The sequence below is a fragment of the Candidatus Sulfurimonas marisnigri genome, assembly GCF_015265475.1.
GTDB classification, from domain to species: Bacteria; Campylobacterota; Campylobacteria; order Campylobacterales; family Sulfurimonadaceae; genus Sulfurimonas; species Sulfurimonas marisnigri.
Genome location: NZ_CP054493.1, coordinates 18813 through 31189 on the forward strand (window position 1 = coordinate 18813; position 12377 = coordinate 31189).

A 12377-nucleotide genomic window follows, 5' to 3' on the forward strand; every position below is an offset into this window, starting at 1 on the left:
TATTAATAAGCTTTTTATTGTAAAATGGCACTAATTAAAAGAGGATAATCTATGGAAGAGATGTATGGCATAAAATATTCAAAACCTGAAGTGGTCTTAATGCAAGAGACAGGTATTGGTGTGGCAGAAGCGGCAGCTAGAACTTGTTATGACTCATTTGAAAACAGCGAAAATGAAGCTATAAAGTATATTGAAAATCATATGCCTGATGATTCTACATGTAGAGAAATAAATGATATAGAGGATTCAAGTCTTTTAGATGATTTGGCTTGGACTTATTTTCACCACTCAATCTTAGAACACGCTAATCTTAGTTTTTTGATACGTGGAACTTCAAGGGGTGTTCTTCAAGAGCATGCTCGCCACCGCATTCAAGCTATAAGTGTAAGAAGTACTCGTTATACGATGAGTTCTATTATAAACGCATTCACTGCTTCTCAAACTTCTAATGGTAAAGATTTTTTTATAGATAAAGTTTTAAGCTTTGATATGTTTGTAACTAAAGATGAAGAGTACAATAAAATCGAAATAGGTTCTATTTACGATAAGCTAAAGTACCAATCAGCAAAAGTAGAAAATTTTGATGATATAGCAGTAGCAAAAAGCTCATTGCCATTTTTGCAAGAGTTTAAAGGCAATTCAGAGGCACTTTTTTCTGCTTTAGAGGCAGGGAAAAAGAAGCGTAATGTGGGGGATGCTTTTAAACATATTATTGGTGATAATGTAAAAGTTGATATGGTTGTCACATTTAACCTTAGAAGCCTAAAAAACTACCTTACACTTAGAGACAGCGGCGCAGCATTTTTTCAAATAAGATGGCTGGCACAAGAGATGATGCGAAAAACACCATCAAAATATTTAGATTTAATTATTAAAAGGAAGTAGTTTAGATGAAAAAATATATTTTTATATCTGGTTTTTTAATCACTGTTTTATTTGGCGGATGTTCATACTTTAAGTTCAATGCTGCAATGTGTGATCAGATTGCAAAAGAGCCTAACGCTGTTATACCACAAGAGTGCAGAAATTATAGTGAAGCAGATGCTCAAAAAGCATTTGATAAGAAAAAAGTAAAATCTTCTACTAATTTAAAAGATGAGCTAGAGTTTCATAAAGAGGAAAAGTAGATGGGCGTAGAAAAAGAGTTACAAAGTAGAAGTGGTGGCATATGTGAGCTGTGCGGAAGCAGCGAAGGGCTTGTCGCTTTAGAAGTCGCACCGTCTGATGGAAGCAGTGAAACATCTGTTTATATATGTTCTACATGTAACACTCAAATAGAGAACCCAGATAGTATGGATGAGAACCATTTTAACTGCTTAAATGATAGTATGTGGAGTGAAGTACCAGCGGTAAAAGTTTTAACTTTTAGACTTTTAAGCAAACTTACTCGTCAAGATTTAGTAGATATGATGTACCTTGAAGATAGTGAAAGAGCTTGGGCTGAATCAGGTATTAGCAGTTCGCCAGCAGTTGTTCACAAAGACTCTAATGGTGTTATTCTTCAAGCTGGAGACACAGTCGTAATTATAAAAGACTTAGAGGTTAAAGGTGCCGGTTTTACTGCAAAACGTGGTACTGCAGTTAGAAATATTTCATTGGTACATGATGACGCAGAACATATTGAAGGTCGTGTAAATGGTACAAAGATTTTTATTCTCACAAAGTTTCTTAAAAAATCATAATCTGATTTATTGACATTCACCAAGGTATAAATGAACCCTCTAAAATCTATAGCACTAAACATTTCAATTCCAATACTTATATCTTTGGTCTTTGCGTTGATTGTTTTTAATGAAACCAAAATACCAAATGCAATATTTAATCTAGTTCCATATTTATTTTACGCGATGAGCGCACTTATAATATGGGTCTCATGGCATTTTAACCGTAACAGATTTATATTTGTAATCGCACCTCTTATTTTTATACATGTTGGATTTGAGTATTTTAGTGCTGCAAAAGCAACAGATTTGTTTTTGTATGCTTCGCTTCTTTATCCTTTGCATATTCTTGTATTTTTATTACTAAGAGAGAGAGGACTATTCTCAATCTGGGGCATTTTCAAGATTGCTTTTTTTATTGTTGAGATAGCAATTGTTTTATACTTTATTTATTATCCACATGTAGAGTTATTGGAAATGTTGAAGATGAAAATATTTGCAATTTCTTTTTATCCACTGAAAGATTTATCTGTAGCTATTGGCATTTTTGTAGTGTTTATCATGAGTGCATTGGTAATATTTAATAGGCTGTTGATGTATAACAGCTCATTTTTAATTTTGACAATTACATTTTACGGCGGCCTATACTTTATAAAAACACCATATGTACATGAGCTTTCCCTATTGGCTATAAGTGTGATTATCTTTGCTCTGCTTATTAGAGAATCTTACCGTTTAGCTTTTTATGACGAACTTACATCTTTACCTGGTAGAAGAGCCTTGGTAGAAGATATGGCAAAACTTGGGATAAGATATTCACTTGCTATGATAGATATAGACCATTTTAAAAAGTTTAACGATACATACGGACATGATACTGGCGATGAGGTTTTGAAGATGGTTGCTTCAAAGCTGGGAAATGTGACTGGCGGTGGAAAAGCTTACAGATATGGCGGAGAAGAGTTTGTAGTGCTGTTTCCATCAAAAGATTCAGGTGAATCGTACACGCATACAGATATATTGAGAGATATAATTGCCAAGAGCCCGTTTAGAGTTAGAAATAAAGAGAGCTTTAAAGAGATATACATAAACATATCAGCTGGAGTTGTGCAAAAAGCTTCAAAAGATAGCAATCCATTTGCGGTTATGAAGAGAGCTGACAATGCTCTTTATAAGGCCAAAAAAGCTGGAAGAAACAAGGTAATAAAAGCATAAAATAGGCGGTATTGATATGGAAGCATTTAGTAGATTTTACAAAATAAACAAAGATTTTAGAAACCCTTATGCCAGAGATAGGGACAGGATTATTCACTGTGGAAGTTTTAGAAAACTTGAGTATAAGACACAAGTTTTTTTAAATCAAGATGGGGATTTTTTTCGTACACGTCTAACTCACTCTATTGAAGTTTCTCAAATTGCACGCTCAATTGCCTCCCATCTTGGACTTAATGAATCATTGGCAGAAGCAATTGCACTAGCTCACGATTTAGGGCATACCCCTTTTGGTCACATAGGTGGAGATACCCTTGATAAGTGCTTAATAGATGATGGCTTTGAAAATGGTTTTGAGCACAACTTTCAAAGTTTCAGAGTTGTATCATCTATTGAGAAGAGGTATAAAGAGTTTAATGGACTAAACCTCACATTTGCAACACTCGAAGGAATTTTAAAGCACTCATACCCATATAAAAAAAGCTTCCTACCTTCTATTATTGATGATCAGTTTAACTTAGAAACTCACCCATCGATAGAAGCAATGGTTGTTGACCGCGCTGATGAGATAGCGTATATCAGCCACGATATTGATGATGGAATAAACTCAGGGCTAATATGCTTTAATGATTTAAAAGAGAGTGAGCTAATAAGAGAAATTTTAGAAAAAGTAGAAGAAGAAGGGATATCTGAAGATGAAGACGAGATGTTCCGTTATCGTTTTAGCTCACATCTGATTAATCACTTAGTCTTCTCTCTTTTAGAAAATTCTAAAGATAGAGTTGACAATAGTAAGGTGTTTAGTGCTGTTTTGGATACAAAAATAGAGATTCCTATAGGTTTCACATCAGAGTTGGAGACTAAAATAAAAAAGCTTAAAAAGATACTTTTCAACAAACTGTATCAACATAAAAAGATAGTTATAAAAATGTATGCTGGCAAACAAGCTATTAAAGGGCTTTATAGTGGACTTGTGGAAGAGGAAAAAATGCTTCCAACATTTTATCGAGAACAGCTAAAGAGTAGAAAAAAACATAGAGTTATTGCAGACTACATTGCTTCAATGAGCGATAGACATGCGCTAAGTTTTTATAATGAGATGTATGGAAAATATAATTAGATAAGCTTTTGGGTTTTATGTGCCTTGATGGCTGTTGAAGTTGTTTTAAAAGTAAACACAGCCCGAAGGCTTATGTCTATAGGCGTGATTCGTAACGTCTCATCATATAAAGACGCTTAAGCATTTTCTTACGAGATGCTATTAAGAACTTCTTACGTTTTTCAGTTTTCGTTTCATGGAAACGACGAGCACGAGCTTCAGTAACGATTAAGTTACGGTCAGTCTGCTTTTTGAAACGACGATAAGATGCATCAAAATTGTCATCACTACGTAGTACTATACCAGGCATATCACATCACCCACTTTCCTTAAAAATTTTTGGAATGGAATTATATCATAATATTTTAGGTTTTAAATTTATCTTATCAGATATTAAGGCGCTTCCACAAGTTACTTTTTAGCCAAAGCCAAGATAACAGTAGGCAAACTCCCCATCCTATGACTTCTGCAAACCATATATAATTTAAAGATAGATTAGCGATTATAGCTACATAATACGTATAGCTAAGAATAATGAGAGAAACTATAATCTCTATGAATAAATTTATCATAGTATCCCCTGTTCCAGTAACTGCAGAGGCAATTATATTGGCAGGTACAGCGAGCATAGTGGCAAATGAAACTATCATAAGGGTTGTTATGATAGTTTGTGTGATATTTTCACTCTCTGAAAAGATAGCTAGTATATACTCTGGGAAAAAAATTGTAACTATTAAGGCTGGAAGAACTGTTAAGTAGCCTAAAGCAACTGTTTTAAGAACCAGCTGTGTCACCTTCTTTTCATCTTTTTGCCCAAGAAGATTGCTTACCATTGAGCAGATGGTCTCAGAAAATGCATCTATTGGAATCAGCAATATGGCATAACAGCTAAATATAATGGTAGTAGCTGCCAAAGCATCTTCGCCTAGTTGCTCAATGATTAGAAAAAATGTAAACCACCTGAGTGACTCTATTAGTGCTTCCATAGATACTGGAGCAGATAGCATCGTCAAAGTTTTGATAATGGTGAAATTTACTTTTTCAAATATAAACAGTCCATAAGTTTTAATATAGCGATGCCTAATGATGTCTGTTATGAGAAAAAGAGATACGGCTATCTCTGCAACCAAGGATGCTACGGCAGCACCCTCAATTCCCATTTCGCTAAAACCGTAATTTCCAAAGATTAGGAGATAGTCAAGAGAAATATTTGTAACCGCAAGTATTATAGTGGCTTTTATAAATACTCTGGTACGCGATATTCCAACATAAAAAGCACTCATCGCCAAATTAAAAGCATGAAAAAAAAGTCCATAAATTGCTATGGACAGATAGAGTTCAACAGACTCATAAATTTCATTTGACTGAAACAACTCTATAGTTATTAGCGGAATTACATGTAGCACAAGAAGAATCATTAGCGAGCTGATAACTGCAAGCAGATACAAACCCTGATTTAATACCTTACCAATATTTTTGTGCTGCTCTTCACCGGCTCTTCTGCCAATAGTAATCTGTATGCCATCTATAAATCCGAAAATCAAGAATAAAGAGATGACATAAATAGTATCTGCCAATCCCAGAGCTGCTAGTTCAGTCGTCCCATAATAAGATAAAAATATTGTATCTGTAATGCCTATTATAGTTTCACTAATACCGGCAACTATTAGAGGAAAGGACAATAGCCAGATATTTTTATATGTAGGTAAAAATTTTGTTAATCCGCTCATTGGGGTATCCATAATATTTTCAGGTAAGTTTTATATCGTAAGATTTTCGATTTAAATGCATTACCATACAAGAAAGCAAGGCTCCACTTTTTAAAAATTCACTCATATTGAAAAATGCAACTTCAAAGCCAAATCGAACCGCTATATCTTCGAGGGTTCGATTTTTTTGCAGCTCACTATTGTAATACTCATCGCTCCTTTTCATTTCATGTATGTTTGAAGCGTTCATTATTATATTTCCCATTCTAACAGAATTACATATACCAGAAAAAGCATCATCCTGGGATATATCTATAATATTGGTAACCGACTCTATCTGTTTAATCTCCTCTTTTGAATACATCGATGTACACATAAATGTGTTTTCTTTGGTTAGTGGAAAGAGTGTGCAATCTAGGTGGTAAAGGTATGGGTCACTCTCTTTAAGAGTGACTATTTTCATATCAAACTGCTCCTCCATCCACCTGTAGGCACGTTCATCTGATCTTATTCCATATCCGCCTACATATACATTGTCAAAAAGGTGCTTAAGCTCCGCTTCTCCTTCAAAATGAAATGGTGATGTCACTACGTTGTACCCCATATCTTGAAAAAACCTTTCTCCGACATTGCTTTCTGGGATACGGACCTTGGAGCTGAAGTTGGAGAGTATAACGCTGTTATGGTCTGGAATGTGATCTATTACTATTCCTAAGTTTGCTGTATAAACAAGATCTTGCAGTCCTTGAAGTCTTGGTGTTGGCAGAAGGTAAACTACAGATTCAGCAGCCATAAAATTGTAAAGTTGTAAGAACTGCTTGAGAGCTTTGCTTATATCTACATTTCGTTCATCTGGCTTTAGTTCCTGCATCCATATATTATTTGGAGTTTGAGCCTGCAGTGAAAATGGAACATTTAAAAGGTAAGCCGGACGATCCAGAGTTGTGGGGTTTAAATTTGGCAGTGCTACAGACTCCCCTGAAAGAATACTCTTTCTTGTATCATATGCTAACATATTTACTCCCTTTACTTATTTATTATTTTTACTATTGGATCAATACCGGCTTCTACATGTACGCCAGGTTCAAGAAGGATTGTATATTCAAAATTTTCAGAAATAGGGATAATCAAGTCAACTTGCGAACCGTAGCGAATTTGGGAAAATCTCTGATTTTGCGCAAAACTTTGATTCTGCTTTAATCTAAAAGGGGTAATGCAATCCACATCGTAATCTGCTATTTGCAGGATATAGTACTCATGTTTTAGATCCGCACTAAACACCATATTTAAAACACGTTGGTTGCTAAAAAGATACTCCGAATTTGTACTATCTATCTTAAGTGTATCAATAATATTTTTCTCAATATCAAGCATAGGAAGGTTATAACTGCTGATAGTTTCAAGCTCTTTATAGCAAAGGCGTCCACTGTATGGAATCCGATTTATATGGACATCATAAAAAGTCATAAAAATCCCTACAACAAGACTCTCTTTTTTATACTCTTTTTTGCGCATTGCGTCTTGAAGTGAATAAGGCTTCCCTTTTATATCAATAATAGACTCATCAGCTTTTACTACACTAGAGTATAAGATAATACCATCAGCCGGTGCAAAAAAATAGGAACTGTCGGAGTAAATAGCTCTACTTGGATCACGAAAAAAATACTCTTCACTCAGCCATCTCATTGGCTTATCATATACTTTAGCTACATCAGTATCAATCCATTCACGAAGTGTTTTAGCCATATATAACTCCCTGTTCTAAAATGTTTGTAAAAAATATATTAACACATTTTTTATTAATAGCTTCCATTCTATTTTAAAGCACTTAAGTGTATAATTATAACTATGATTACCCAAGACTCTATAGAAGCCTTAAAGGCACGCCTTGATGTTGTTGATGTTGTAGGCTCTTATGTAGAGCTGAAAAAGTCAGGTGCAAACTATAAAGCACCATGCCCTTTTCATGATGAAAAATCTGCCTCTTTTGTTGTAAGCCCGACAAAGCAGATATATCACTGTTTCGGCTGTGGGGCAGGCGGTGACAGTATTAAGTTTACTATGGAGTATGAAAAACTAAACTACCCTGAAGCCTTGGAAAAACTAGCATCAAATTATAACTTTTCACTTGGCTATACAGACAACAAGCAAAATAAGCCTCGCTCACAGCTGATGGACAAGTTAAGTGAGTGGTATCAAAGTTTGTTGACATCTAAACCGACAGCAACTGAATATATAAAAGAGCGTGGAATTTATGAGAGCAGTGTCGAAAAATTTGGTATCGGTTATGCGCCAGATAGTGATGGAACGATAAACTACATAAAATCTCATCATTTTCTTATGAGCGAAGCTGTAGAGATGGGAGTTGTCGGCTTTGATGGTGGAAGAAATTTTGCAAGATTTATAGAGAGAATCACTTTTCCTATCCACTCTGCTAATGGCTCTATAGTCGGTTTTGGTGGAAGAACTATAACTGGACATCAGGCTAAATATGTAAACTCTCCAGAGACTCCATTTTTTAATAAGTCTCGCCTTTTATATGCTTACCATCATGCAAAACAAGAGGTTCACAAAACAAAAGAGATAGTGATAACAGAAGGGTATCTTGATGTTGTTATGCTGCACCAAGCAGGGTTTACAAATGCAGTTGCTACTCTAGGAACAGCTCTAACTGCCGAGCATTTGCCACTATTGAGAAAGGGCGAGCCAAAGGTTATAATGGCTTATGATGGGGATAAACCAGGACGAGCAGCAGCACTTAAAGCATCAAGAATTCTAAGTGCTGGCGGTTTCAGCGGAGGTGTTGTTATTTTTTCAGATGGTCTTGATCCTGCAGATATGGTGAAAAATGGAGCTGTTGAAGAGTTAGCAACAATGTTTAGAACACCAAAACCATTTATAGAGTTTGTTTTACAAGAAATAATCTCAGGCTATAATCTACGTGATCCAAAAGCGAAAGAGGCTTGTATGCAAGATGGAATAGGGTATCTTAAAACTCTCTCTCCAATGCTTCAAGAGGAGTATAAATCTTATTTGGCATCTCGCCTAGGAGTAAGTCCATCTTTTGTTAGGCTAACAAATCAAACAAACACTAACAAAAATACAAATGTTATACAAACAAATAGCCATAGAGATATGTGGGAACTCAGTCTTATAAAAACTGTTTTGGAAAAGCCAGAGTTAATAAACCAAATTTTAGATGTTTTGGACCCCTCACTTTTACAGTTTCACTCTTTTGAATTAGCATTGGCTCTTAGCGGAAAGTTTGATGAGCCAAATCTTATGGCAATATTGGTAGATGACAAAATAAAATCACTCAAAGATGAAGAGGCATTAAAGGCTGAACTGATAGCTTTTTTAACAAAACATTATGAGAGAGAGTTAAAAAAAGTAAATATGCAGAGCGCTGTCTCTTTTGAAGAGAAAGCTTTTTATATTCGTAAATTTCGCGGAAAGATTGCAACACTAAAAAAAGGTGAACTTGTAGCTTTTAAAAGCTAAATATACTCTCTAATCTTCTGGCGTTTCTTTAGGTTTGAGAGCTTTTATATTTATTTTTCTTCCAACTTTTTTAGGTGCATCATACTTGTCTCTTTGAGTACCATCATGACGGTGGTTTCTGTCGCCACTTTTTCCTGAAAATATTGCTTTTCCATTTTCATCTTTACCTAAAAATTTATTTGGTTCTCTATCTTTCTTTTCCCATTTTTTAGCCTTATCATTTGAGCCATCTTCTCTTTTTGGTTTATCCCATTTTGGTTTGTCAAATGGCTTTTTGTCTGATTTAAAACCATCTCTTTTTGACTTATCGTATGTTGGTTTTTCTTCAGTTTCTGTTTTAAACGCATACTCTCTTTTTGGTTTATCAGGTGTCTTGTATGCTACTACCATCTTTTGGTCTTCTAGATATTCAAAACCTTCAATCATTTCTTGTTTAATTACTCTTTTTAAAACAGTTTCAATCGGGTATAGCTTTTTTTGCTCTTTAGCATCAAGTAAAATTAGTGCCATTTCTGTTGCACAAAATAGCCTATTAATATATAGAGTGGGAGTTGCTGGAAGATCATAACTAATTAAAAGTTCATAAGTCTTTGTTGAATTTTTTAACTCAGTATCATTTAAAATAGTTACGTTGTCTGCTGTAACAGCTTCTTTTATAACATCAAGAGAATTTGCTCTAACAACTAGAATTTCCATATTACTATTTTGATTTATAAGCAAATTAAGTAGTTCTATTTTTTTATCATCAGGACACGGATGAACGCGGTGTTTGTTGTGTTTTACAGTGATTGTGTTAGCTGACATAGTGAGTCCTAGTGAGGTTTTTATGAGTATTGCCATGATTATATCTCATATTACCATAAATTATGCTATTATGGATCAATATTAAGACTAGGAATTTTATGTCATTTACTACACTTGGTTTATCAGCTCCATTATTAAAAGCTATTAAAGAGCAAGGCTACACAGAGCCTACTCCTATTCAAAAGCAGGCTATTCCTGTTATATTAGAGAGAAAAGATATATTAGCGGGTGCTCAAACCGGAACTGGTAAAACAGCAGGTTTTACACTGCCGTTATTAGAGTTACTAATCAGAGCAAAACCTACAAAAGCAAAACACACTGTTAGAGCACTTATACTAACACCAACTAGAGAGTTAGCAGCGCAAGTTGGCGAGAGCGTTGAGCTTTATGGAAAACATCTTCCATTTAAATCAACTGTAATTTTTGGCGGGGTTAAAATCAATCCTCAAATTACAAAACTTCGTAAAGGTGTAGATATAATCATCGCAACACCAGGACGACTGCTAGATCACATGTCGCAAAGAACTGTAGATTTAAGACATATTGAGTTCCTTATACTTGATGAAGCTGACAGAATGTTAGATATGGGCTTCATAAACGATATTAGAAAAATATTGGAAGTGCTCCCTAAGCAAAAGCAGACACTTCTGTTTTCTGCTACTTACTCAGATGAGATTAAAAAACTGTCAGACCGTTTGTTAAACTCTCCGGCTCTTATAGAGGTTGCTCGTCGCAATACTGCTTCAGAGACTGTAAAACAAGCAGTTTATCATGTTGACCAAGTTCGCAAGAGAGAGTTGTTGACACACTTGATTAACGAGGGAAAATGGAAGCAGGTTCTTGTATTTACTAGAACAAAACACGGAGCAAACCGTCTTACAGGACAACTTGAAAAAGATGGCATCACGGCTGTAGCTATCCATGGAAACAAGAGCCAAAATGCAAGAACAAAAGCACTGGCAGATTTTAAAAAAGGTGAGGTTCGAGTTTTGGTTGCAACAGATATTGCCGCTCGCGGGATAGATATTGACCAGCTTCCACATGTAGTGAACTATGAACTTCCAAATGTCAGCGAAGATTATGTACACCGTATTGGAAGAACAGGACGTGCTGGAAATGAAGGTGAAGCAATCTCACTAGTGTGTGTTGATGAGCATGAATATCTAGAAAATATAGAAAAGTTGATTAAAAAAGATATCCCAAAAGTATGGCTAAAAGGTTTTAAGCCTGATCCATCAATTAAAGCAGAGCCTATAAAGCAAGGTGGCGGTAGAGGTGCTAGAGGCTCAAACTCTAGAACTAGACCTCAAAATAAGCCAAGTCAGCGTTCTCCAAGAAACTCTTCTGGCGCTAGAGGCAATAAATAGTATATAATTCTATAATTTAAATTATCAATTTAGTAAGGAAAAAGATGAAAGCAATCGCACTGTTTAGTGGTGGGTTAGACTCAACTTTAGCTATAAAGCTTATTATAGACCAAGGCATAGAGGTTTTGGCTGTAAATATTAATACAGGTTTTGGAAGCACAAAAGACAGACTTGAGCATATGCAAAATATGTGTGAGCAGGTTGGTGCAGAGTTGAAAATTATAGATATTCAGAGTGAGTATCTCCAAGATGTCCTATTTGATCCAAAACATGGTTACGGTAAAAACTTTAACCCTTGCATTGATTGTCATGCGAAGATGTTTACAGTTGCAAAACGGATTATGGAGGTGGAGGGTGCTTCATTTCTTATAAGTGGTGAGGTTATGGGTCAGCGTCCTATGAGCCAAAATAAAGATGCACTTCAGATAGTTCTAAATGAGAGTAATTGTGACGGATTACTTCTTCGTCCTATGTCTGCAAAAATGTTAGCCCCTACTATTGCTGAGACAAATGGCTGGGTAGATAGAGAAAAACTAGAGGGAATAACTGGCAGAAGTCGTGATAGACAAATGGAGATGGTAAGAGAGATAGGACTTGACAACTTTGAGAGCCCAGGCGGAGGGTGTCTTTTAACTGATGAGAATTTTGCTAAAAAAATGTTTGACTTTATTAAGTATGACAAGTTTGAAGTACGTGATATTCCACTTATGAAATATGGTCGCCATTTTCGTCTAAGTGATGGCGCCAAACTAGTAGTTGGAAGAAACAAAGATGAGAATGCTTACCTGCAGGATATAGACAATGCTAAGTACTACCATGTGAAAACAATCGGAATTCCTGGTCCACATGCTATGGTTAGTAAAAACGCAAGTGAGGCTGACAAAGAGTTAGCAACAAAAATAATTTTAACTTACTGCAAAACAAAAGAGAACAACAGCTATACGGTCTCATATGATGATATAGAAGCGTATGGCTCACCGTTCGCTTCTAGGGACGAAATAAAACCTTTTACAATAATGTAAAA

At 35.4% G+C, this 12377-nt stretch carries 13 protein-coding genes; 8 read left to right on the forward strand and 5 right to left on the reverse strand.

Translation table 11 applies throughout. The annotated features are described in order from the left end of the window. Nucleotides 1–51 precede the first annotated feature (51 nt). The 5 genes from HUE87_RS00100 to HUE87_RS00120 are packed head-to-tail and all read left to right on the forward strand — an operon-like array spanning nucleotide 52 to nucleotide 3993. Nucleotides 52–885: an FAD-dependent thymidylate synthase gene (locus tag HUE87_RS00100; RefSeq protein WP_194366732.1), complete on the forward strand. Its 834-nt coding sequence runs from the start codon at nucleotides 52–54 to the stop codon at nucleotides 883–885. Between the two features lie 5 nt (nucleotides 886–890). Then, a complete protein-coding gene (locus HUE87_RS00105) occupies nucleotides 891–1127 on the forward strand; it encodes a hypothetical protein (RefSeq protein ID WP_194366733.1) in 237 nt (78 codons plus the stop codon). Then, a complete protein-coding gene (locus HUE87_RS00110) occupies nucleotides 1128–1682 on the forward strand; it encodes a PhnA domain-containing protein (protein WP_194366734.1) in 555 nt (184 codons plus the stop codon). A 30-nt stretch (nucleotides 1683–1712) separates the two neighbouring features. Continuing rightward, entirely contained in the window at nucleotides 1713–2876 is a 1164-nt protein-coding gene (locus HUE87_RS00115) for a GGDEF domain-containing protein (RefSeq protein ID WP_194366735.1), read from the forward strand. 16 nt (nucleotides 2877–2892) lie between these two features. Then, nucleotides 2893–3993: a deoxyguanosinetriphosphate triphosphohydrolase family protein gene (locus HUE87_RS00120; protein ID WP_194366736.1), complete on the forward strand. Its 1101-nt coding sequence runs from the start codon at nucleotides 2893–2895 to the stop codon at nucleotides 3991–3993. Between the two features lie 76 nt (nucleotides 3994–4069). Here HUE87_RS00120 and rpsU read toward each other — a convergent pair whose 3' ends face one another. The 4 genes from rpsU to HUE87_RS00140 all read right to left on the reverse strand — a co-directional run bounded on the left by rpsU (nucleotide 4070) and on the right by HUE87_RS00140 (nucleotide 7427). Further along, nucleotides 4070–4282, reverse strand: a complete 213-nt coding sequence (gene rpsU, locus HUE87_RS00125) for a 30S ribosomal protein S21 (protein ID WP_011371658.1) — start codon at nucleotides 4280–4282, stop codon at nucleotides 4070–4072. A 76-nt stretch (nucleotides 4283–4358) separates the two neighbouring features. After that, a complete protein-coding gene (locus HUE87_RS00130; protein ID WP_194366737.1) occupies nucleotides 4359–5702 on the reverse strand; it encodes an MATE family efflux transporter in 1344 nt (447 codons plus the stop codon). A gap of 19 nt (nucleotides 5703–5721) precedes the next feature. Next, nucleotides 5722–6696, reverse strand: a complete 975-nt coding sequence (locus tag HUE87_RS00135; RefSeq protein ID WP_194366738.1) for a dimethylarginine dimethylaminohydrolase family protein — start codon at nucleotides 6694–6696, stop codon at nucleotides 5722–5724. An 11-nt stretch (nucleotides 6697–6707) separates the two neighbouring features. Beyond that, nucleotides 6708–7427 (reverse strand): phosphatidylserine decarboxylase, encoded by a 720-nt coding sequence (locus HUE87_RS00140; RefSeq protein WP_194366739.1) that lies wholly within the window; start codon nucleotides 7425–7427, stop codon nucleotides 6708–6710. Between the two features lie 102 nt (nucleotides 7428–7529). On the opposite strand from HUE87_RS00140, the gene dnaG reads away from it, so the two are divergent. Continuing rightward, nucleotides 7530–9182 carry a DNA primase gene (dnaG, locus tag HUE87_RS00145; RefSeq protein ID WP_194366740.1) on the forward strand — a complete coding sequence of 551 codons (1653 nt, stop codon included), beginning with the start codon at nucleotides 7530–7532 and terminating at the stop codon, nucleotides 9180–9182. 9 nt (nucleotides 9183–9191) lie between these two features. On the opposite strand, the gene HUE87_RS00150 is transcribed toward dnaG, so the two are convergent. Next, nucleotides 9192–9986 carry a hypothetical protein gene (locus HUE87_RS00150; RefSeq protein ID WP_194366741.1) on the reverse strand — a complete coding sequence of 265 codons (795 nt, stop codon included), beginning with the start codon at nucleotides 9984–9986 and terminating at the stop codon, nucleotides 9192–9194. A gap of 98 nt (nucleotides 9987–10084) precedes the next feature. Here HUE87_RS00150 and HUE87_RS00155 point away from each other — a divergent pair, with 98 nt between their 5' ends. Further along, nucleotides 10085–11353 (forward strand): DEAD/DEAH box helicase, encoded by a 1269-nt coding sequence (locus HUE87_RS00155; protein WP_194366742.1) that lies wholly within the window; start codon nucleotides 10085–10087, stop codon nucleotides 11351–11353. A gap of 44 nt (nucleotides 11354–11397) precedes the next feature. After that, nucleotides 11398–12375: an argininosuccinate synthase domain-containing protein gene (locus tag HUE87_RS00160; protein ID WP_194366743.1), complete on the forward strand. Its 978-nt coding sequence runs from the start codon at nucleotides 11398–11400 to the stop codon at nucleotides 12373–12375. Nucleotides 12376–12377: the final 2 nt, after the last annotated feature.